This window comes from Bacillus sp. FSL E2-0195, from assembly GCF_038003645.1.
Classification (GTDB): Bacteria; Bacillota; Bacilli; order Bacillales; family Bacillaceae_G; genus Bacillus_A; species Bacillus_A mycoides.
The window spans coordinates 2,260,365-2,283,267 of the sequence record NZ_JBBOPN010000001.1 but is presented as its reverse complement, the minus strand read 5'-3'; the positions used below and the strand labels follow the sequence as shown (position 1 = coordinate 2,283,267).

Below are 22,903 nucleotides of genomic sequence, written 5' to 3'. Positions count from 1 at the left end.
CCCACAAAACCATTGTTCAATTCAATTATTTATATAATAATGATAGGTATATCCTATGATTAAACTTGAGGTGATTTCAATCGAATTACGACAATTAGAATACTTTTTAGCTGTTTCGAAAGAATTACATTTCACAAAAGCAGCCGAGAAATTAAATATTTCACAACCTTCACTAAGCCAACAAATACGTGCATTAGAACATGAAGTAGGCATGCCACTTTTCGATCGAATTGGTAAAAAAATATCTTTAACTGAAGTAGGAAGAGTTTTATTATCGCACAGTAAAACAATCTTTCACGAAGTCGAACAAGCTCGTTCTGCCATTCAAGACTTAAATGGATTACATCATGGTTCCTTAACAATAGGATCTTTGTTAACCGTAGTAAATTATTTACTACCACCAGCTATATTAGATTTCAATAAGCAATATCCAAATATCGAACTCTCTGTGTTGGGGCTTCGTACAGGAGAAATTCGTGAAAAATTATTACAAAATGAATTAGATATTGGTATTACATTTCTCCCGGTGCAAGATAAAGAGATTGTTTCTATCCCACTATATAAAAGTGAACTTACATTAGTTGTGCCAACCAGCCATTCTTTAACTGAACGTAAGTATGTATCTATTGAAGAATTACAGGACTATCCTTTAATTCTTCTACCTAAAAATTTCTATTTAACAGAACTAATTACATCTCATTGCCAAAACTTTAACTTTAAACCAAAGCCAATTTTAGAAATTAGTACAATGGAATCTTTAATTCAAATGGTCGCACAAGGTATGGGGATTACCGTGTTACCAAAACCGTATATAGACTTTTTGCAAAATGAGCACATACAAGCTATTAAAATTGAAAACCCCACTCCAACAATAGATATAGGACTTATTTATAGAAGAGATAAATATATGTGCGCTGCTACCCGGAAATTTATTGAGCAACTCAAAATAACAGTACATTCTTTACAAAAATAAGCATAAAAAGAGATTATCCTATGCAGCCGTTACACAACGACCTATTAGAATAATCTCTTTTTATAATGATATAAAACATTACATTTTATGGTTTCTTTTCTAATAACCTATTATTCATTATAAGTGCTAAATTATTATCGTATTATTAAGCTACACATCAGCGATATTTTATGTCTATTTCGTATAGGTGTTAGCAAGTCCGTTTGCAAACTTGTTAGCACATTTTTATAAAAATTATATAATGCTTCACAAAGTAGGAATCCGTTTCGATCAATCTTTTTTCAAAATGGATTCCTTTTTGTCTCTTATCAATATTCAAATGTTACAGTAGTACCATTAAAACCATCAAAACAATTAGAGCAATTAGAGCAACCACCACAACCAAAACAACTAAAGCAACCGAAGCAACCAAAACAACGGAATCCACCACAACGACCACCGCCACAACGACCACAACCACCACAACGACCACCGCCACAGCCGCCACAGCGACGAGCATCATCTGTAATATAGTAATATGGATATTGGTTTTGCTGGTCCCAATACACAATATTTCCAGGCTGATAATCATTAAGGCTTAACGCTTGTAGTTCTTGTTGAAAATTATTCATCTTCATGACCTCCGTTTATAAACTAAAACCCCATCGATACTTTCCTATATTTCTGTTCGTTAAATCTAAGTAGAAATAGCGCTATAAAGTGAAACTTTAATCAGTAGGGGTTTTGTTCATCCCCACTGATTATTAGCCCGCACCAATCGGGCGTTTACGGGCAGCAGGGCTCCCACCTAACTTCTTTGCTCCAGTTGAATTTTGAGGTGGGAGTTTTACTGCCCACAAATAGCGGGATAAACTAAGTTCAATACGTACACCAACAAAATATGACCTATCACTAGATGATGCACCTTGTTCATATGCCTATTTTTAGGTTATTTTTACTATGGGCTCATTTTTATAAAGTGAAACTTTAATCAGAGGGGGTTTACGGGCAGTTAATGCGGGCTAAATGGACATTATAAAATATGAATTTAAACAATAATATTTAGATTTATGTCATCATTTTCTAGTTCTATAGTCGTATATTCCATAATTTTGTTTGGTCATCTTCGTATTTCCAATATGCACTCCCATCTTTATTTTTCTTCGCTTCAATATCTGCTATATCAGAGCTAATTTTATAAGTATTTATAATTAGTGATTTCTGCTAAGAAAAGTCTATTTTTATGAATGGCAAATCAGCGATGTTTTATGTCTATTCCGCATACGTGTTAGCACTTTTTTATATGAGAAATTCCCTATGATGTGTAGTATTGATATTGAAAATAATGAGGTATTAATTAGTTCCATTGTTTTTATAACGAAAAAGAAGATGAGTATATTGCTATAGAAGATGTAGTGAAAAAGGTTGAAATGCCTTTATCACTTAATATTAATCTCACAATTAACGGAGAGCCTAGATTTTTAAAATTCTCTGCAGATAAAGTTGATATTTATAAAAACACTATAAAAACTAACTTAAATTAAATTTTAATTGAAGTAAGAGGAAAATACTCATTAAGTAAAAAACAGGAAACCATTATAATTAACGGTTTCCCAAATATCCTTCTATTTTCAATATTTATATAAATCCATACTAAATAATCCCATTTTCCACCAATGTCTCTGCGATTTGAACTGAGTTCCAAGCAGCACCTTTTAATAAATTATCAGAAACGATCCAAAGATGGAATCCTTTTGATGTATCAGGATCTTTACGTATTCTACCTACAAATGTATCTCTTTTACCCTCTGCATATAATGGCGTTGGATAAATTTGTTCACTAGGATTATCTTGTAAAATAACACCTGGTGCATTCAGTAGTACTTCTTTAATTTCTGCAACGGTCGCTTCTTTTTCAAGTTCAATATAAACTGATTCAGAATGCCCCGATACAACTGGAACTCTGACGCAAGTAGCTGCCATTTTCAGATTTGGATCTTCTAAAATTTTCTTCGTCTCTTGAATCATCTTTACTTCTTCGAATGTGAAATCATTGTCTGTAAATATATCCACTTGCGGCAATACATTAAATGCAATTGGATAATGTTTTTTATCTTTTTTCACTGGTAATATAGTGCTCTTCACTTCTTCACCTGTAAGCATTGACTTAGCTTGTTCTTTTAATTCATGAATCGCATGAATTCCTGAGCCTGATACGGCTTGATACGTTGAAACAATAATTCGTTCTAAACCAAATGATTTTCGAATTGGCTGAAGAGCTGTTACCATCTGTAGTGCTGAGCAATTCGGAACTGCAATGATCCTTTTATGTTCCCTTAAAGTATGTGCATTTACTTCTGGAACAACGAGTGGTACATTGTGCGCCATCCGGTACTCACTTGTGTTGTCAATTACGATTGCACCACTAGAAACTGCATGATTTACATATTGTCTAGAAACTTCTCCCCCAGCGCTAAAAAAGGCAATGTCTACACCTTCAAAACTAGTTGATTTTGCCTCTTGTATTTTAATCTCTCGTCCTTTAAATTGTACTATCTTACCAGCAGATCGTTTTGACGAGAGTAATGTAATTTCTTCTATATTAAATTTCGTTACTCTCTCTAACAATGCAATGATTTTTTGCCCTACTGCGCCTGTAGCTCCAACTACAGCTATATGATAGCTCTTTTCACTCATTTTTTCTCCTCCAATTTCAATTGAATGAATTTCTCCACAACTTAATTTTAAAAGAAATTTAATGATTTAAAAAATTGAAATACATGATATAATCATCCACAAATCATGATAATAAAAGAGGTATCATTTATGGAAATGAGACATGTTAAAACATTTTGTGCCATTGTTAAATATGGTAGCTTTTCTAAAGCTGCTCATGCATTAGGTTATGTGCAATCTACTGTGACAGCCCATATTAAATCATTAGAGAGCGATTTAAACATTCCTCTATTCGATCGATTAGGAAAAAAAATACTTCTTACAAAAGCAGGTCATCAATTTCATCCGTACGCATTAGAATTACTTACTATTTATGATAAAGCGCAAGAAATCCCTCAAAACAGTGACCATTTAGAAGGAACATTAACTATTACATCTAATGAATCATTGGCAGTGTATCGGTTACCACAATTATTACGTACTTACAAACAGGAAAATCCGAAAGTAAATATCGTACTTGAGACAAATACCAATGAGCAAGCATTGAAAAAATTACATGAAGGAGAGACCGATGTTATCTTCATAATTGGAGAAAGTATAGAGCATAATGATTTTATTACGTGTAATTTATGTAATGAAACATTTGGATGGATTTTCCCTGCTCATTTCCCTTCAAACACTGATCCACTCCTTTTATTACAAAATACTCAATTTATATTTACTGAACAAAGCTGCGGCTATAGACCAATGGTAGATCGTTTTTTACGTCAAAGTGGGAATATTCCCGCTAAAACATTCGAAACTTCCAATGTTGAAGTCATTAAACAATCCGTTATGTGTGAGTTAGGAATTTCAATTCTCCCTTACATCGTTGTACAAGAAAGTTGTCAAAAAGAGCAACTCTGTTTTCAGCCCATCGAAACTCCAGCAGTCATTCAAAGCCATGTAATCTATCATAAATCTAGATGGATATCACCCGTTTTACAATCGTTTCTTACATTATTAGAGAGTATGGAATAGAAAAGTAAGCAAGTAATAACAAAAATGAGTAACTGCTCTAAAAAGCAATTACTCATTTTTGTTAAAACATTTGTGTTCATAACAGTAAAGGTGTTTCAAAATCAATATGTATATTATTTATTAGCTTGTACCTCACCTGCAATTAATTTACTACCTGAATATGTACCTTTTTGTATAAAAACTTGATTAATTAATTCTTTTTGCTCCTTTTCTGACATTACTCCTTTCCCTTCTCCTAAATTCCCACTTTGTAATTTCCAAATCTTGTTGTGGTCCACATCAACCTTTTCATATTTTCCTTGTTTCCATCGTTCTAAAATATCCACATATGTACTTTTTTGTGCAACATCATTACTATTTATAATTTCAAGTAAACTTTCAATACGTTCTTGTGTAATAAAAATATAGCCCCATTTTTGATCAGCTTTCGCTTTTTGATGTGCCATTTCATGTAATGCTGTCTGTATGTTCTCATCTGTCCACTTAAAATTTTTATTAAAACCGCTATTCGGTAATGAATGATTGCCATTTTCTAAAAGCTTTGCATCTTCAGCTTTTACATTAATATCAGCTAACACTTCTATTGCGGGGGCTGCTGGTGTTGTCTTTTTCGCAGCTGGTTTACTATTATTTAAATAATACAGCATACCATATGTTAAACCTACTCCAATTACTGCCATACCAGCTATAATTCCTATTATTTTAAATAATGTTTTCATCTTGCCTATTTCCTCCCATATTTCCCTTTTCATAATATCTATTTATCAAAAACAGATGTAGCTTCTCTTTTTTCGCAACTTGCTGCGATTCATTTTTCCATACTAATTAACATAAATATAACTATTACTTTCCAGAAATGTAGCAACTCCATCCTCATCATTACTTTTGGCAATAAATTTAGCGACGGATTTTAATTCTTCAACAGCATTGCTCATCGCTACGCCAATCCCACACTTCTCTATCATTTCCATATCATTGTAGTCATCTCCAAATGCAATTACTTCAGATACATCTCGATTTAAGTGCTGTAGAACATGCTGAATACTATTCCATTTTGAAACATCCGTATGCATAATTTGACACAATGTTCCGTTATCTGTAATGACTGCCTTGCACTCATCAGGCAACTCCTTAGTGAACTCCTTATTTATTGAGCCATTAGTACAAACAATTACTTTAGAGGCTTTTTCAAAGTTTAATTCTCTTATATCCATGACTTCACACGGCACATTACCAAAATAATCAGTAACATCAAAATTTGAGTACAGCTTATCATTTATTTCAAGACAAATCTGATGAAGATTATACTTTTTTGCTATTTCTATGATTCCTAAAATATCATTTTTAGAAATCTTCATTTCATATAAAATATCATTACCTTTAAGAACTAGAGCTCCATTATAACAAATGATAATCTCATTCTTTAACACGTTGGGAATATACTGATTTATAGCTCTTGGAGGCCTTGCCGTAGCAAAAATCAATTCGTCTCCATTATTTTTACATTCCCTCAAAATATTAATAGATTTCTCTGAAATTGTTTTATCACTTCTTAATAAAGTCCCATCAAGATCTGAAATAATAATCTTTTTCATGCTTATATTTATTCCTCCTTCACAAGTTATAACTCGAAGCATCGATTATTTGTTGAACCAATCGAGCTTTTACGGGTAGTAGACCTCCGCCTAATTTTTTGTCACAGCTGAATTTCGAGTCTTATTTCCCGCAAATAGCGGGATACATTTTCATTTATTACATATTTTCTATTTCCTGAATCATATATGCATTTCCTTATATTGTATTTCTTTTCTTTATAAATTGAAAGATTATTCCGTCAAAAAGTGCAGTCTTTTTCAAATGCTAATTCCACTCTAAGCATTTCGTTTTAAATTTATAAAAATATATGCTAGCCTAATAATTTATAGTAGCTGCATAAATATGAGCTTATTGTATGATGGTTTAACATCTTCAAACTTTGATGAAACTATCTACACTTTTAAAATGTATTCATTCTCTCACTATGAATAATTCTGTTTATGGTATCGATGTTTGTAGTGAACTACCAGTTTCTCCTTCTCAACTCTTTCTACCTAAATATACAAATACTATTAAGAAAAATGAAAAATCAAACTTACAACAATATATAAACTCACATATTCAATATGCATAAAAAACAACGAGTACCTTATAAGGCACTCGTTGTTTTTTATGCACGACTCTCTTTTAACCACTTCGTAATAGCTTCTAACCTCGAAACATCAAACCGTCTTTTTTCACACACGTTCAAGCTGTTTAAACTTTTCACAATTTCTAATTCATTCGACTTTATACTTTTTGCTTCAATCAATTTACAGTACCCGTCTGTGACGGTATTGAGATTTTCATAATAACGCTGAAATGCTTTAGATATATGTAAATGTTTTTCAAAGTTTCTTCTTTTTTTCTTCCCATCAAACTCTTTCCGTTTTCTAAGCTCTTCATCACTTGTATATAAATAAAAATATTGATCTGGAAAACCAATTTCTCTATTTATCATCTTTTCTTTATAAAAGTTTTCTATTAAAGATAACGGCTGATTAAATATATCAAAACGAAAACACCAATTATAACTAAGTGGCTGATATATATCCCCATCGAGTATTACTAATTCATATTGCTGAGACTTCTGTATTGCTATTTTCCAGCGCTCTACGTGTTTTTCAAAATACCATGTTCTATGTTCATTTTTTGGTCTTTCAAATAATAGATTAACTTCAGGTATAATAAATGCACCGTAATTTTTTTCTAATTCACGACATGTTGTACTTTTACCAACAGCGCTCGCTCCCTCAAACGCTACAATCCCCATATTTTCTCCCTCTTTCATTAGCTAATATCTCGTTGTTTCACTTTTCGCCCCCATAACTGTTTCCATAAAACGATTGAAGCGATAGAAAGCATTATTGTTGTAATGATACTACCTTCAATACCAAATGAGCCTCCATGAAGCACTTCTGACCCATTTGTTACAGGTTTAAATAGTGGTGTTGAATATATCGTCATGCCACTAACTGCAAAACCATAGACATTATATTGTGCCCAATTCCAAATGGAATGCCATGCACAAATCCCCCAAAGACTACTGTCCTTTAATACGTAAAAAGCTGCAAATACACCAACTAATATTATATTCGATATTGAAAGAATTGTAATACCTGGATTAAGTAAATGAAGAAAACCAAATAAAAAGGACGTCACTATAATCCCAACCCATATACGACTTCTAACAGAAATAACTGGAAACAACCAGCCTCGTACAATAATTTCTTCCGTTGCACCTTGTATTAAAAAAGCAATTAAAGATCCTACAATACCAAATATGGCGGTTGCCGTAATTTGTTGCATTTGTAGTTTTACAATACCTGTTAATACAAGTACAATTACTGGTATTGAAATGAAGACAAATCCTATTAACGCACCTCTCAAATACTGTCTCATCCATTGCACTTTCCAAAAACCAATAGATGAAAATGACCTTTTCTCTACAAACCTAATCCATAAAAAAATAAAAAATATAGCCCCACCAAACGTTAATATCATCTCAATATTACTATAAATTGCCTTTACAAATGATGTAGCTGCTTTCGGTAAAAAAAGCATAAACAACATGAAAAATTCACCTAAAGTTAAAAATACAATTGCAAGTATAACAGCGAAAATAGGATGAACTTTTCTTCTTCCTTCTTTTGCTGCTTCAATTATTTTAAATTGTTTATTTAGCAATATTCTATCCTCCTTATTATTGTAATCATCTGTATTCTTAAAATATATATCGTTTCCCTTAAACATATTTTTTAAAATAAATGATTTCTGTTTGGAATAAATTCAGATTAGGAATAATATATAAATAAAAGAGATGTCTTCGTGCCTTTTACCAGTATCACCCAATTCATTCACTGGTATTACCAGCACTTGCTATTTCCCACCATTTGTTGTAAGATAGTAATTAAGGTCAATTTAGCACTATACTTTCTTTGCATATTATCAAGTATCAATCAGGAATATTTTGTACTCCTTATGGATTTTTGATAATATGTGAACTTTTATTTTCAATCGAATAAGGCCGATCATATTGTATATCTTTTTAAATTTTAGGAGGCATTACCATGACATTAACAGGTAAAGTAAAATGGTTTAACAGCGAAAAAGGTTTCGGTTTCATCGAAGTTGCAGACGGTAGCGACGTATTCGTTCACTTCTCAGCTATCACTGGCGACGGCTTCAAATCTCTTGACGAAGGTCAAGAAGTTAGCTTCGAAGTTGAAGACGGTAACCGTGGACCTCAAGCTAAAAACGTTGTAAAGCTATAATTCAATCAATAAAAAGGTTGTTACCAGCTCGGTTAACAACCTTTTTAATATATAACTAAAAATTTTTACATAAAAGGAGTGGTTACATGTATCGCAATCGAAAGAACGATGTAGCAGAAGTACCACCAGAACAAACCCCTGTTTGGGAATGTGAATCAGAGGATTGTTTAGGATGGATGAGAAAGAACTTTTCATTTGAAGAAGAGCCTAAATGCCCTTTATGTAAAAGTAGTATGAAAAGCGGAGAACGTTTATTACCTAAAATAGGTTGATTTTTACAAGCCCCTCTTATTTTAAATAAGAGGGGCTTTTTTATTAATAATGAATATCCTCTACATCTGTTCGTACAATAGAATACATTAATGCATCGTGTTGTTTATTTCCTTGATGAATGTATCCACGTAACAGCCCTTCTTGTTGAAAACCTAATTTAGATAACATATTACACGAAGTTATATTTTCAGGATATGTAATAGCTCCAATTCTAAATAAGCCTAAATCTCGAAATCCATAAGTAATAATTTCTCGAGCAGCTTCAGAAGCATAACCATTCCCCCAATAACGAGGATGCAAATCATATCCAATCTCTGAGCGTTTACTCCAAAGTTGTAAATTATTTAATCCAATTGTTCCTACTAAGTTATTTGTGTCTTTTAATACAATCCCCCAACGCATTGCCTTTTTCTCAAAGTAATTTTTTGAAAAAGATTCAATCATACGTGAAGCTTGTCCAAACTCAGTAAAAGAATTCATACCGTAATAACACGTTACCTCATCTAATGAGAATATTTCATATATTTTTTGACAATAAGATTGTTCTATTTCAACTAAGCGCAAGCGTTCTGTTTCTAACATAGGAAATACCATAGGATCACTCCTTTCTCTCTACTCATTTATTATAGCAGAAAAAGTATTTATAATTAGGAAAGTCCTTAATGTCCCACAAATCAAATATTTCTAGCGATGTTTATCCTATTAATAATATATAACTTCGTTGTATTTATTTATTCCCCTCTAAAAACCACCCCTAATTTACACCCTCTCATGTTAAAATATAGAAAAACAGTAACTATTTCTTACGGAGGTGCTTAAACTTTATGTATATTTTCATTGGCTTATCCCTCTTGCTCATTTTACTCATTTTTTTATTCGCAAAAAAATTCACACCAAACTCATTTATGATGACAAGTTTTAAAGGAAATAGCTTTAAGACATTTTCAGTTGGTATATTAATCGCTGCCACACTCTCTCTTTCATACGGAATGTATCACGCAGCAACATATCAACCTAGATATTTAGATATTAAATTGCAAAATCAAAATTTCACTGTTTTTGGTAATGTTGGTGAGTTTGGTTATTTCTCAGAAGAATTACTAAAAAAAGATGCAGAAGTTGAACTGTATTTTGTCTCTTGGGAAACAATACAATTAAATAATCCAGAAATAATAGTAGACTACCCTTCAGGCAAACAGGAAACATGGAAGCCTAATATAACATTAATTCCTACAAATAATTTAAAAGAAAAACATAGTATTAAAGAACTTTATCGGCTCTCACCGTATTCCTTTGAAGAATCTGGAAAAATAACATTAACTATTAAAGAGAATAAAGCCAATCATAAAAAGATTGTAATTAATGTTAAATAATTACAAATAAAATGTCCCTCCATTATGTTGGAGGGACATTTTATTTACATATGTATTCAATATTATTATTTTGACTGTTCATTCAATGTCGTAATTATTTCATTGGCAGTATTCTTTCCGTTTCCAATACAAGCACCAATTCCTACACCGTAATATGAAGCACCAGCTAAGTATACATTAGGATAAAGCACGGCCAATTTTTCTTGTAATGATTGAACAGCTTGATTATGTTCTAAATGATATTTCGGCATTAAATCTTTCCAATTTGTAACTTCAATTACTTCCGGTTCACCTTTAATTCCGAGGCTCTTTTCAATATCATATAAAGCAACTCGTACTAATTCTTCTTCACTATAACTTTTGATCGTTTCATATACTGGATTAGTGCTCTTATAAAACATTCTTACTAATAGCTTTTGTTTACCAGATGTATGTTTCCACTTCCTGCTTGTCCATGTGCAAGCATCACAATGTAAATCACTGTTTTCCGTTACGATAAAACCTGTGCCGTCAGCCGGTAGTTGTTCATCTAGTATGTCAAAACCTAAGTAAATACTTATAAGCGATGAATTTTTAAATTTATTAAAATGCTCATTTAACTCATTAGACTGTAATAACGTTTGTGCGATATCATGTGGAGCTGCTAAAACGACATAATCAGCTTGTATTGTCTCATGATTTGCAAAAGAAACCTCATACCGATCCCCTTTTTTACTTATCACTGTTGTTACAGCACCTTTATTAATGACAGTCTCCGTCAGCACTTCTTCTAAGCGATTAACAATCGTAGATAGTCCACTTTTAAATGATACAAACTTTTTATTTCCTGCTGACTGAAATTGTTTTTTATTCTCTTCAAAACCTTTAATAATACTTCCATATTTATTTTTATACTCAAGTAAATATGGTAACGTAGATGCCATTGTAAGCTCCTTCAATTTACCAGAATATACACCTGAAAGCACAGGTGCAATTTGTCTTTCCACTAATTCTTTCCCTAAAAAGCTTTCTAAAAATACAGCAAGTGATGTATCCTTTGTAAACTCCTTATTTTTCGTAATAAAATCTTTTAAAGCAACGATTTTCCCTTTTTTTGAGACTAGCGTACTGCTAAATAATGATTCAACACTCATAGGAATCCCAAATATAGTGTCAGCAGGAATTGGATGTAATATGTTATCAGAGTATATGTAAGAAATACCTGTTTCGTTATATACCATTTCATTTTCTAAATTTAAATCTTTTACAAGCGGCAAAACATGTTCATTACGAGCTACAATAGAATCTGCTCCAGATTCCATAATAAAATCATTTTCTTCCACACTGTGGATTTTACCACCTAAATACTCTTCTTTCTCAATAAGGATTAAATTTAAATCTATATTATAATCCTTCTTTAATTTTTCTAAATAAAACATAGTAGAAAGTCCAGTAATACCTCCACCGATGACAACGACTGTTTTCATATTTGCTGCGCCCCTAACCGATACAATTAATAATTCCTTTATTATTATAACCAAAAATTATCATAGTCGACTAGCAGCTTGCGCATTCTGTAAGAAATTAGACAATATATATGAATAAAAAAGAACTATAACATATTCAACTCACGTCATAGTTCTTTCTATTTTAAAAACATAAACCAGTTTATTAATTTGTCAATTTCTTGGCTGAGTGCTATTACTTTTTCATGTTGAAGTCCATAATTTGAGACTAGATTCAATAATTCTTCTTTTTTCAATTCAATTATTTTTTCTAACTTCACTAATTCCATATCGTCTTTATTCGCTCCAATTTCAAAATATATGTATTTTAGTATAGCCTACTTACATAATAAGTAAAAGTCTCATGCTAATGTAAAATCTTACATATTTGAAAAAACAATATACTACTAACAAAAAAAGAGACTTAAACTAAGCCTATTATTACAGGTCATTATAATTTTCTACCATTTTTTATAAATATGTTAGTTTATGAATGTGTACCATTTACTATTAATTTAAAGTTAGACACTTTTACTCATTAATAATACAACAGAATTTCTCAAATGTTTTATCTTTATATTCTGGAACCCTTGTTAAGTGATCAAAATAACTATATGAAAATTTAAATATGTGCCCAAAATCCCAATTAAATTCGCTGTAGTCTTTAAGCCAGAATGCATTATCTAGCGGAAGTGTATCAACTTGTTTTGCTTTTGTAAGAGGTAAACGATCTACAGGAGAATTCAATATTATTTGGGCATTCGGCATTAAATTGCGACTTTTTCTAAGTACATAAACTAGCTTTAATAGTGGTTTTATTCCTCGTTGAAATAATTCTATATGCCCTAAGTCATATAATATATTAATCGCATGTGAGAAGGTAAGCATATGACCAATTAAATCTTGATGTGATTCTGCCTTATATATAACATTAAATTCAGATAATTCATTTAAAATAAATTCAGATAATTGCTTTGGGTTTTTAATTTCGCTTTGAATCTCCTCATTATTTATAATTAGTTGCTTTACTTCTTTAGTTGTAAAACCAATCCAAGATCTACCGGGAATTGTTTTTTGAAACGATAATATAAGGTTTGCTATATTATTAATATCTTGCTCACTCCCCCAATGACTTAACTCCTTAATGGCTAGTAAACTTAAAGAAGCGTAAATTACATTATGACCAACCCAATGGAGTTCATCAATCGTTTGTTCCAAAGATTTAATTATCGTTTCTTCAGCACTTTGATAATCGACACCTTGTTTATTATCAATTGTTTCGCCTAACCTTTGCTTATGGAGCATCATTTTCGCTTGAGAATAAATGTTACAGATAGTTTTTTCATCAATGTTATTGTTTTTCGTAAAAAAATAACTAGCAATGGCAGCTGCTCCGAAATGTGCATGCCAAATATCATTTGTTTCTTTTTTACATTGAGATATAATTGAAAGCCCATCTTTTAATACACTTATATTTTCCATCTCTCTTATCCCCTCTAAACCCTAATAAAAATGGTTTTTTAGCATCTACAAAGTCGGCAAAAAGCCAGGTGAAAACTCTTGAAAAGTTTCCTCCTTTACAGTTATAAATTAAAATTGCCCCTGTCGCTCAACAAGAATTAAATTTGCTACTAATAATATTTTGAGATGATACTTATTCATCCCTAATGCAGTCTCAATCTTCCACAATTGTGATTGTTTTGATTATGAAATACATAACGAACAATTTCTCGTTTTACTCCTGCCAAAGCCTTAAAAATTTCCACTCTTTGTTTATCTGAATTATTTGGTTTGATAGTCATGGAACTATCTTATTTTTTTGTCAAATCTCTCATCTTCTTAAACATACAAAGTGAAAATCAAATGTGTATGTATTTATAGATAGTTGTTTTATTATACACGCGAATCTTTATGTAATTGATACTTTCTATTATGTTACCACTTAATATGTATCCTTAAGCTACTTCCTTAGCTTAACGAAGGTGTTAATACAAATAAGATGTGATTCATTTCATCACTCTTATTCAAAAATCTATGTTTCACGTTCGGTGGAATACGCACAACATCTCCTTCTTCTAAAAAATATTCATTCCCTTCCAATTCCACATACACTTCCCCTTTCATTACAACTGCAATTTCTTCCTTATCTTCGTGGGAATAGTGACTTTCTGTTGTATTTGCATATCCGTTTAAATCCATCATTAACATTTCAATGCGAGCTTTCATAAAATCTGGTGTTAACACATCATAAACAATATGATCATTATTTTCTCGATATACTTTTTTCCGATCTTTCTTCTTAGAAATAAGTGAGTCTGTATCGATATCATTAATAAAAAGAGTAAACAGCGGTACATTTAATGCTTTCGCTATTAATTCCAATACATTTAAAGAAGGATTGGCATGTCCTCTTTCAATTTGACTAATAAGTGAAGTACTGATTCCTGCATAATCAGCAAATTCACGAATTGTCATATTATTTTTCTTACGATAACTTAAAACAGTTTGACCTAGCCGATAATGAATCATTGTTACAACTTCCTTTCGTCCATCATAATACATCTTTTGTCCCTTTTGTGCTGACATACTAAACAGTGGCAATTAATCCTTCCTTATTTCATCTTAGGCTTATATACTAACTTTTGTACATTATATTACATACAGTTCATTATAATAAACAACCAATCGGAGGGACAAACTTTGAAATCACCTATTCTTTCATATTTCATCTTATTTTTCGGCGTGTTCGCCTTATCTACTTCAGCTATCTTCGTAAAAATAGCCGATGCCCCTGCAGCAATCACTGCTTTTTATCGATTATTGTTTGCTACGGTAATTCTTTTACCGTTTCTAATATTTAATACAAACAATCGAAGCGAACTTCGCTCATTATCAAAAAAGCAATGGGGATTTGGACTCTTATCTGGATTATTTCTAGCAGCTCATTATGTACTATGGTTTGAATCATTACAGTATACTTCCATAGCAAGTTCTACAGTTATCGTAACGTTGCAACCTTTATTTTCAATGGTCGGTGGTTATTTTTTATTTAAGGAACGGTTTACGAAAGGTGCGATTATAGGCTGCCTTATTGCAATTTCAGGAAGTATCGTGATTGGGTGGCAAGATTTTCAAATTAGTGGCGAAGCTTTATACGGCGATATTTTAGCTTTTATTGCTGCTGGCGTCATAACAGCTTACTTTTTCATTAGTCAATATGTTCGTAAAGACCTATCCCTAATACCGTACTCGGTAATTAGTTATGGCAGTAGTTCACTCTTTCTCGGTATATTTGCTTACACACAGCAGTCATCTTTCTTCAATTACACTGCACAAACATGGTGGTCCTTTATAGGTCTTGCATTCATTGCAACGATTTTAGGACAAACAATTTTTAATTGGTTATTAAAATGGATGAGCGCTACTGTTATCTCGATGAGTATTTTAGGAGAGACAATTGGAACTTGTATTTTAGCCTATTTCATTTTAGATGAAACAATTTCTTTACAGCAAGGACTAGGAATTCTACTTATTTTCATTGGATTAGCATTATTTTTATTACAACCGAAACAATCAAATCACAATTTATAAAGTGAAACTTTAATCAGTGGGGGTTTTGTTCATCCCCCGCTGATTATTAGCCTTCACCAATAGGGCGTTTACGGACAGTTTTTCTCCCTCATAACTTCTTTGATCCAGCCAAATTTTGAGATGGGAGTTTTACTGCCGACAAATAGCGGGATAAACAAGAAAAGCATGACATTAGTTTGCCATGCTTTCCTTGTTTATTTATTATTGCGGAGATTGTTCCACCTGCTTTTGCTTTAGCCTTTGCTCCAATACATGAATCATGAAGAGGAAATGCTCTGCCTCTCTTGTAACATGATCAGCAAGCAATGGATTTATGACATTTCGGATTTGACATGTTTGAATTAACTCTAATCCTGCTTTTTTGAAATCCCTTAACTCAACAGTGGCATTTTCACTATCTTTATTCATTTTTCCTATAATCGGGTATGTCGGTTCTTTTTGATATAACATCGATTCAACATCTCTAGCTTGGTTAAGCAAAATTTCGAAATCATCACCGAATTTCAACGCTGTATGAAAAAGATTTCTTTCCGATTGATCCAGTAATGATCCAATAAAACGTGAGTGTTCCATCATAATTCGTAACCAGAAAACATTCTCGCTAATAATCGCATCTTGAATAGGATCCATCTTGCCTTCATTAAACTTTTGAAGTGTCCGCATAAAATATTCCGCTTCTCGTGCAACATGATCCACTAAAAGTGGAAAATTAAACCCTTTCACTTTACAATTGATGATTAAAATTAGTAAGTTTCTTTTATAATTACGAAAAGCATACACTAACTGAATACTCTCTTCATTTAATTGCCTTACCGCTTGAACAGTTTGTGGAATAGTAAATGCTTTTTGCAGCTGCCTATCAAACTGATTATAAAACTGTTCTACTTACTGAATTAAATTTTTATCGTTACGATTAAACCCCTCACCAAGAAACAAAGCATGCTCTTTCATAATACGTAACCAAAATCTATTTTCAGTTATAGACCGTTCAATAAATAATTGTTCTGTTAATGATTCAGATGGAGCTGCTTTCAATTCCGGTGGCAACAGCATAGCTCACTGTGGGTCCATAATAAAATGTCCAGGAATAGGTTGGTCTGTCGACATTACAATCACTCCTTGTTCCTGGAATGCTCAATTATACTATGTATGAAAATAAATAAAATTTAAATATACTTATGCAATCGTTTTTTCAAGGTTTTTGAAATTTCCACATATGCATTCCCCTTGCACATAGAAATAGATTCTATTAAGTCATATGCTTTCCGGATTGAGATGATTCCTAATGCTTCATCCTTTAAAACATCCTTTAAATAAAAATTGTTCTTTATTTTTAATAAACTGAAAAAAGCATGGCGTCCTTTTGCCATACTTTTTTCAAAACAAATCGATATTTCTGTTCAATTTACACCCCTATTTATTATGTACAATCAAACCATTTGGTCTAAAACGACTCATCATGATTTCGTTAACAAAATTCCCATGAGCCTTCAAATTCCCAACCTTTACACCCTCTTCGATAAATCCAAATTTTTCATATAATACTTTGGCTCTAGGATTCGTTTCTAATACACCAAGTTCCACTCGTTCTAACATTAGCCAATTATCAGCTAAATCAAGCATTTTTGTAAGAAGTGCTTTTCCAATTCCTTTATTGTGATACTCACTATCTACTCCGATGAATAAATCACCCGAGTGAGATCTTCGCCCTGGACTTTGGGTTAAACCGACAAATCCAACAACTTCTCCATCACATTCTGCTACAAATTCAAATTGATTCTGTGCTAAATTTCGAATTCTATTCTCCATTGCATCTACACGCATACTAGGTAAGAAAACCATATAAGGTAAAACATCATCTTGTATGCATATACGATGAATTGCTCTAGCATCTTGTATTTCTACCGCTCTAACGTTAATCTCCATCTTTCTCCCCTCCATTCAAATATTCATATTCTAATATCCCATATTAAAATCCTGCCAACCCTTATTTCTTTGTGTTATTTTCATATAATTATTTCGATATAATATTCGCTTTTTGAACATCATCTCTTATATTCCCTCTCGTTCAAAATGAAAAAATCACTTAGAATATGCTAAGTGATTTTTTATTTAATTTTTCACCCTATTATACAACTCAAGCAGTTCTTCTACTGAAATACCATTTATTTTCATACCGGTAATATCACAATTTTCTATTTCAATATTTTTCAGATTACTACTACGTATTGTAGTACTTTCCAAATCACATCTATCAAATGAAATAGGATCTTTATCCTCTCCAAGGCTTGTATCTCTAAATTGAACTCCACCTAAAGTCACAAAATTAAATTTACTGCCAGAAATATTCAAATCTGCATATGAGGAATTTCTAAAATTAATATTTCTAAAGGTTGATTGACTTATATTACAATTACTCATATTCATATGCATTATATTACTACCAACAAATGCACTATTTTTTAAATTTACTTGATAATATTCTGTATTAACCAAATTACAGTTTTCGTATTGACCATTTTTCATATCTTTATTTTTAATTAGGTTCTCTCCAACTGCATCTACATTTTTTCTTTTTACATAGCAATACTCATCTTCAGATTTAAAAATTATTTCATAGCCCATTTTTTTATAAAAATGATGATTATTAATTTGTCTACTAGATGTTTCAAGATCCCAAATCCTTATGTTCGGAAATTTTTCTTCTATTAACTTAATAACCCGCGATCCAATTCCTTTTCCTTGAAGAAAAGGCTCTACAAAAATACGATCGATTCTTCCGTACGATTTACCAGAGATCGTAACTATAATTCCCCCGATTACTTTTTCATCCATTATCACTTTGTAAGTATCCAATTCTTCAATTGAATATTTCATCATTTCAACTGAAGAATATCCTGGCGGTTGAATGTTATAATCAATTACATCACCTTGGCCGTATAACCATCGCTTTGCTTCTTCATCAAATGTTCTTTTCATTATTTCTGTTAACTTTTCAGCATCTAAAATTGTAGCTTTTTCTATAGATATTATTGTCATTTTTATTTTCCCCTTCATTGTTATAAACCGATAACTTTTGTGAACGATATAGTTATTAATTTACTTTTGTCTTTAATATTTTTCCCATTATTACATATGGGGCATCACTTTTACTTGGGTGAAATGGCTCTAATACATCCACCCAATCCAATCTTTTATATAAAGAACGCGCTTTTTCATAGTTTATTTGTGTTGTTAAAATACTCGTTCTATTTGAAATCCCTTCTAATAATTCATTATGTAATTTCATTCCAAGACCTTCATTTCGATATTGTGGGTGAACTGCTAACTCTACAAATTCAAAACAATCTTGTAACCATTCGTCTGCTTGTTCTAGATTTAACGCTTCTCTCATTAATTGATTATAGTACTGCCCTTCTAATGAGCGATAACCATAAGTAAAACCAACTACCTCATTTTCATCATTTATTGCTACTATACCTTTAAAATCTGCATATTCTATATGTCTTTTCATTCTCTCAATCATTTCAGTAAAATTTGTTTTCTCAAATGCTTTACAATACAATTTTGCCATATTATTAATTAGGATTTCATCTTTTTCAATACGTATGAATTTCACTTTACTTTCCCCCTATTAAAACATTTGAACCCTTAAATAATTATAAAATAAAGAAATTTAAAACTAATCACTCTCTTTACCATTAAACTACAAATCAACCTATATTTTCCACTGTTACTTAATATGAATGAATAAAAAGAAGAGAATATGTAATATACATATGTTCTCTTCTTTTTATTTTAACGCTTATTCATTTTCAATTTTATATAATTAATAATTAGATATTACTTAAGCCACTCGTTACAAGTATTAGCTAGCTCCTGTAAATCCTCTATAAATCGACTCGCATGATATCCATCACAAACCGCATGATGTACTTGCAATGAAACAGGTAGCATAACCCTGCTTCCATCATTGAAATATTTCCCACAAGTAATAATTGGTAATAAAGAATCACCATCATTATTAATATTTAAATTAAATCCTGTAAAACTAGTCCAAGGTATACCAGAAATCGGAAAAATATTTGGCGGAATATTTTCTTTCGGGAAGAAACCATGAACATTAGCATAACATCTCATATCCTCTTCATAGTTTTTATAGAAAATGTGGAAATCGCTAGAATAATCCGTCCATATACTTGAAAAAGATTTATCATCTTTATGAAAGATTGTATAACTAGGTATCATTTCCTCCCAATACCCTAAAACTCCTTCATCATTAAAACATGTTCGAAATTCTGTATGTTTATTTATCACTCTAGAAATTACATAAATAGAAGTCGGATAAAATTTAATTTCCTTTTGATGTATTTCCTCTAGCATCATCGTAATATCAACATTCGCTGTCATACTAAACGAACACTTTAATTTTAAATAATGTTCAAAATACTGCTCTCTATTCCAATTTTCTCTGTCAATTACATGAAACTTCATTTTAATAGCCTCCTAAAATTTTATTTTTATTTTAGAAGGCTAACTTTCTTGTTTTCACCACACTTGTTCACTCCTTACAGTTTAAATTTAATACTAAGCTTTTTATTTAACTATATAACATCTGCAGAAATTCGTTCACATATTTCTGGAAATCCATCCACATACTATTAATAAATCAAATGACGTTTGGAGGATTCAAACATGAATGACAAAAATGTAAATAAAAAAGAAAATGTTATCGAAAACACTACATCTATTCAAAATAATAATACTGCAAATCTTAATATCGAAGAACAAGCAATGAACGGCTTATATGGAATGCCCGAAACAACCATTGAAGATGCTGATCACGTTGTAAATGATGATTTGACTTCAAAAAATTAATGAACTACATAGAAAAGAGCCAAGGAAAATATCCTTGGCTCTTCTCTATTATATATCCAATTTTTTTACTTTTTCTCTCTTTTTAGAAAGTTTCCCTGGCCAAAAAGCAAAGCGGCCTAAAACGACTGTAATCGCAGGTACAAGCAGTGGTCTTACAATAAATGTATCTAGCAATACACCGATTGCTGTCACAATACCGAATTGAACTAAAACTTGAATTGGCAATGTACCTAATACTGCAAATGTTCCTGCTAAAATTAAACCTGCGGATGTAATTACACTACCTGTTTGTATAACACCATTTTTAACTGATTCTAAATGATTTTGTTTCTTTTTATTCTTCCATATTTCTGAAACCATAAAGATATTATAATCTTCCCCTAAGGCAACTAAAAATACGAATGCATATAACGGTATCGCACCTTGTATCGCGGGAGCTCCCATACCGAAATGCAGTAAAATCCAGCCTGCTCCTAATGCAGAGAAGAAAGATAAAACGACAGTTACAATTAAGTAAATCATCGCAACGATTGAACGTAAATACACGAGTAAAAGTAAAGCGATGATACTAATCATAACCGGAATAATAACCGCTTCATCCCGTTCAGTAATTTGCTTTGTATCATATAAGGAAGCTGTTTCTCCGCCAATCCATAAATGATTCTCAGCTTGACTAATTCCTTCATCTTTTAATACCTTTTCTACACTATTTTTCAATTTAGGGATTTGATCTAATGCTTCAATTGAGTATGGGTTTTCCACTAAAGAAACTTCATACATTTGCAATTGATTATTTTCTTTTCCCTTCATTGGCTCTTTCACTTTATTAACAAAAGATAATTTCTCTATTTCTTGTTTAATAGGTAAATCTTTTCCCTTTGAATCAACTACAATCTTTACTGGCGCTAATTCTCCAGCTGAAAAATGATCCGTAATTAATGTAAATCCTTCGCGTGATGGCATATCTTTCGGGAATGATTCTAATAAGTCGTACGTGTATTGAATACGCGGTACAAATGAAGCCAAGCCTCCTAATAAAAATACGGTTAGCATAATAATTGTCCACGGTTTACGTACAACAATATCCCCAAGTTTTTGACTAAAGAACCCTTTAGTATTTTTTACTTTTACTACTTTCTTTTTCTTTCTTGCAAACTCTTCATTCATTTCAGCTGTTCTCGGTATGAACGGGAAAAATGCAACTCTACCGAAAATTAATAATAATGCTGGAAGAATCGTTAAAGCAGCGATTCCCATAATGAAAACAGCCACACTAAATGGAACTGCGAATCGATGAAAAGCTCCATAATGAGCAAGTAATAACGTTCCTAACCCTAATACTACAGTAAGTGCACTCATTATAATTGCTCCACCTGATGCTTTTATCGCAAGTTGCAATGCTTTATACTTACTTTCTTCTTCTAGCAAGTACTCTTTATATCTTGAAATAAGAAATAAACAATAGTCCGTTCCTGCTCCAAACAGTAAGACAGTCATAATCGATATAGCCTGTGCATCTACTTTAATCCATCCATTGTCTGCTAAACAGCCCAGTGTCGGACTGATAATTCCGTATGCAAAACCAACAACGAGTAAAGGTAAAATTGCTAAAATTGGTGAACGGTACAGTAAAATTAATAAAACCAATACTAGTAGTACAGTAGCAACTAATAATTTCACATCAGCTTGACTAAATAAACTTACCGCATCCGTTTGAATACCTACAGGTCCAGATAATCGAACATGTAAACCAGAGTCGGTAATTTTTTGTTTGAACGGATCTTCATCCACTTTACTATTCACTATTTTTCGTAACTCTTCTAAATTACCTTTTAATATATCCGTTCCAGCAGATTTATTAAAAAATATTGGTGTGACAAATGATGTACCATCTTTTGATCCACTTTTTGATAATACTTGCTCTGGAATTGTATCAAATGGTGGTAACAATGATTGTTCTTTTAAAGGGTCCGTTTTTAACTCTTTATAAACGTCCTGTATTAATTTGTAGTCTTTTGACTCTAATCCACCATCCCGATGCCATACAACTAACAACGGGTTTCCTGCATTATTAGGAAAATCTTTTTTCATAAGTGCTTCAGCTTGCTGTGACATAGCTGTTTCAGGTAAATTTTTCGGATTCGGTTCTTTCGTACTGTTTACTTGTGGTAACGTAAATGAAAGTACTAATGTAATAAGAATCCATACCGATAAAGTTATCCATTGCGTATTCTTCCCTGCTACAAGCCTCCCTAACATATGTAACGGGTGCTTTTTCATAAAACCCCACCTTCCTTTTTTCCTCCA

The 22,903-nt window shown here is 31.9% G+C and carries 23 protein-coding genes and 3 pseudogenes; 9 read left to right on the top strand and 17 right to left on the bottom strand.

Annotated features, from left to right (window positions below):
- Positions 1-70: 70 nt before the first annotated feature.
- On the top strand, positions 71-973 hold the full coding sequence (locus MHH59_RS11790) for a LysR family transcriptional regulator (RefSeq protein WP_340852926.1): 903 nt from the start codon (positions 71-73) through the stop codon (positions 971-973).
- Between the two features lie 308 nt (positions 974-1,281).
- Here the strand turns inward: MHH59_RS11790 and MHH59_RS11785 are convergent, their stop codons facing one another.
- Complete coding sequence (locus tag MHH59_RS11785) at positions 1,282-1,584, bottom strand: heterocycloanthracin/sonorensin family bacteriocin (protein ID WP_016120187.1); 303 nt, start codon at positions 1,582-1,584, stop codon at positions 1,282-1,284.
- A 673-nt stretch (positions 1,585-2,257) separates the two neighbouring features.
- Between MHH59_RS11785 and MHH59_RS11780 the strand changes: the two are divergent.
- Positions 2,258-2,496 (top strand): annotated as a pseudogene (locus MHH59_RS11780) (hypothetical protein); the annotation flags it as partial.
- A 109-nt stretch (positions 2,497-2,605) separates the two neighbouring features.
- Here MHH59_RS11780 and MHH59_RS11775 read toward each other — a convergent pair.
- Positions 2,606-3,649, bottom strand: coding sequence for an aspartate-semialdehyde dehydrogenase (locus MHH59_RS11775; RefSeq protein WP_078214613.1), 1,044 nt, complete (start codon positions 3,647-3,649; stop codon positions 2,606-2,608).
- A gap of 129 nt (positions 3,650-3,778) precedes the next feature.
- Here MHH59_RS11775 and MHH59_RS11770 point away from each other — a divergent pair, with 129 nt between their 5' ends.
- Positions 3,779-4,648, top strand: coding sequence for a LysR family transcriptional regulator (locus tag MHH59_RS11770; protein WP_078214612.1), 870 nt, complete (start codon positions 3,779-3,781; stop codon positions 4,646-4,648).
- Between the two features lie 113 nt (positions 4,649-4,761).
- Here MHH59_RS11770 and MHH59_RS11765 read toward each other — a convergent pair whose 3' ends face one another.
- On the bottom strand, positions 4,762-5,367 hold the full coding sequence (locus MHH59_RS11765) for a PRK06770 family protein (RefSeq protein WP_016126915.1): 606 nt from the start codon (positions 5,365-5,367) through the stop codon (positions 4,762-4,764).
- Between the two features lie 102 nt (positions 5,368-5,469).
- Complete coding sequence (locus MHH59_RS11760) at positions 5,470-6,243, bottom strand: Cof-type HAD-IIB family hydrolase (protein ID WP_016126914.1); 774 nt, start codon at positions 6,241-6,243, stop codon at positions 5,470-5,472.
- Positions 6,244-6,626: 383 nt separating this feature from the next.
- Here MHH59_RS11760 and MHH59_RS11755 point away from each other — a divergent pair.
- A pseudogene (locus MHH59_RS11755) lies at positions 6,627-6,818 on the top strand (hypothetical protein); the annotation flags it as partial.
- Between the two features lie 36 nt (positions 6,819-6,854).
- Here MHH59_RS11755 and MHH59_RS11750 read toward each other — a convergent pair.
- Positions 6,855-7,514 carry a chloramphenicol acetyltransferase gene (locus MHH59_RS11750; protein WP_340851237.1) on the bottom strand — a complete coding sequence of 220 codons (660 nt, stop codon included), beginning with the start codon at positions 7,512-7,514 and terminating at the stop codon, positions 6,855-6,857.
- Complete coding sequence (locus MHH59_RS11745) at positions 7,514-8,410, bottom strand: CPBP family intramembrane glutamic endopeptidase (protein ID WP_340851236.1); 897 nt, start codon at positions 8,408-8,410, stop codon at positions 7,514-7,516. Before MHH59_RS11745 ends, MHH59_RS11750 begins: the two co-directional genes overlap by 1 nt.
- Before the next feature lie 383 nt (positions 8,411-8,793).
- Between MHH59_RS11745 and cspD the strand changes: the two genes are divergently transcribed.
- On the top strand, positions 8,794-8,997 hold the full coding sequence (gene cspD / locus MHH59_RS11740) for a cold-shock protein CspD (protein ID WP_002012849.1): 204 nt from the start codon (positions 8,794-8,796) through the stop codon (positions 8,995-8,997).
- A gap of 86 nt (positions 8,998-9,083) precedes the next feature.
- Positions 9,084-9,269, top strand: coding sequence for a cold-shock protein (locus MHH59_RS11735; RefSeq protein WP_000286202.1), 186 nt, complete (start codon positions 9,084-9,086; stop codon positions 9,267-9,269).
- 43 nt (positions 9,270-9,312) lie between these two features.
- On the opposite strand, the gene MHH59_RS11730 is transcribed toward MHH59_RS11735, so the two are convergent.
- Entirely contained in the window at positions 9,313-9,864 is a 552-nt protein-coding gene (locus MHH59_RS11730) for a GNAT family N-acetyltransferase (protein WP_002031946.1), read from the bottom strand.
- 230 nt (positions 9,865-10,094) lie between these two features.
- Here MHH59_RS11730 and MHH59_RS11725 point away from each other — a divergent pair, with 230 nt between their 5' ends.
- Positions 10,095-10,643 (top strand): hypothetical protein, encoded by a 549-nt coding sequence (locus tag MHH59_RS11725; RefSeq protein WP_063226654.1) that lies wholly within the window; start codon positions 10,095-10,097, stop codon positions 10,641-10,643.
- 65 nt (positions 10,644-10,708) lie between these two features.
- Here the strand turns inward: MHH59_RS11725 and MHH59_RS11720 are convergent, their stop codons facing one another.
- The 4 genes from MHH59_RS11720 to MHH59_RS11705 all read right to left on the bottom strand — a co-directional run bounded on the left by MHH59_RS11720 (position 10,709) and on the right by MHH59_RS11705 (position 14,713).
- Positions 10,709-12,109 carry a protoporphyrinogen oxidase gene (locus MHH59_RS11720; protein ID WP_201056426.1) on the bottom strand — a complete coding sequence of 467 codons (1,401 nt, stop codon included), beginning with the start codon at positions 12,107-12,109 and terminating at the stop codon, positions 10,709-10,711.
- A gap of 158 nt (positions 12,110-12,267) precedes the next feature.
- The gene (locus MHH59_RS11715) at positions 12,268-12,417 is read right to left on the bottom strand and encodes an aspartyl-phosphate phosphatase Spo0E family protein (protein WP_002012842.1); all 150 of its coding nucleotides are present in this window, start codon (positions 12,415-12,417) and stop codon (positions 12,268-12,270) included.
- Positions 12,418-12,658: 241 nt separating this feature from the next.
- Positions 12,659-13,609: a hypothetical protein gene (locus tag MHH59_RS11710; RefSeq protein WP_016126910.1), complete on the bottom strand. Its 951-nt coding sequence runs from the start codon at positions 13,607-13,609 to the stop codon at positions 12,659-12,661.
- Positions 13,610-14,095: 486 nt separating this feature from the next.
- On the bottom strand, positions 14,096-14,713 hold the full coding sequence (locus tag MHH59_RS11705) for a helix-turn-helix domain-containing protein (protein WP_002031957.1): 618 nt from the start codon (positions 14,711-14,713) through the stop codon (positions 14,096-14,098).
- A 114-nt stretch (positions 14,714-14,827) separates the two neighbouring features.
- On the opposite strand from MHH59_RS11705, the gene MHH59_RS11700 reads away from it, so the two are divergent.
- Complete coding sequence (locus MHH59_RS11700) at positions 14,828-15,718, top strand: DMT family transporter (RefSeq protein ID WP_002168408.1); 891 nt, start codon at positions 14,828-14,830, stop codon at positions 15,716-15,718.
- A gap of 201 nt (positions 15,719-15,919) precedes the next feature.
- Here MHH59_RS11700 and MHH59_RS11695 read toward each other — a convergent pair.
- From MHH59_RS11695 to catA, 5 genes and pseudogenes are all read right to left on the bottom strand, one after another.
- Positions 15,920-16,771 (bottom strand): annotated as a pseudogene (locus tag MHH59_RS11695) (DUF2935 domain-containing protein).
- A gap of 360 nt (positions 16,772-17,131) precedes the next feature.
- The gene (locus MHH59_RS11690) at positions 17,132-17,644 is read right to left on the bottom strand and encodes a GNAT family N-acetyltransferase (RefSeq protein WP_016126908.1); all 513 of its coding nucleotides are present in this window, start codon (positions 17,642-17,644) and stop codon (positions 17,132-17,134) included.
- Between the two features lie 186 nt (positions 17,645-17,830).
- Complete coding sequence (locus MHH59_RS11685; RefSeq protein ID WP_179957901.1) at positions 17,831-18,775, bottom strand: GNAT family N-acetyltransferase; 945 nt, start codon at positions 18,773-18,775, stop codon at positions 17,831-17,833.
- Between the two features lie 37 nt (positions 18,776-18,812).
- Entirely contained in the window at positions 18,813-19,337 is a 525-nt protein-coding gene (locus MHH59_RS11680) for a GNAT family N-acetyltransferase (protein ID WP_016126906.1), read from the bottom strand.
- A gap of 224 nt (positions 19,338-19,561) precedes the next feature.
- Positions 19,562-20,212, bottom strand: a complete 651-nt coding sequence (catA, locus tag MHH59_RS11675; protein WP_002127330.1) for a type A chloramphenicol O-acetyltransferase — start codon at positions 20,210-20,212, stop codon at positions 19,562-19,564.
- A 201-nt stretch (positions 20,213-20,413) separates the two neighbouring features.
- Here catA and MHH59_RS11670 point away from each other — a divergent pair, with 201 nt between their 5' ends.
- Complete coding sequence (locus MHH59_RS11670) at positions 20,414-20,596, top strand: DUF4021 domain-containing protein (protein WP_016120182.1); 183 nt, start codon at positions 20,414-20,416, stop codon at positions 20,594-20,596.
- Between the two features lie 48 nt (positions 20,597-20,644).
- Here the strand turns inward: MHH59_RS11670 and MHH59_RS11665 are convergent, their stop codons facing one another.
- Complete coding sequence (locus tag MHH59_RS11665; protein ID WP_340851232.1) at positions 20,645-22,876, bottom strand: MMPL family transporter; 2,232 nt, start codon at positions 22,874-22,876, stop codon at positions 20,645-20,647.
- Positions 22,877-22,903: the final 27 nt, after the last annotated feature.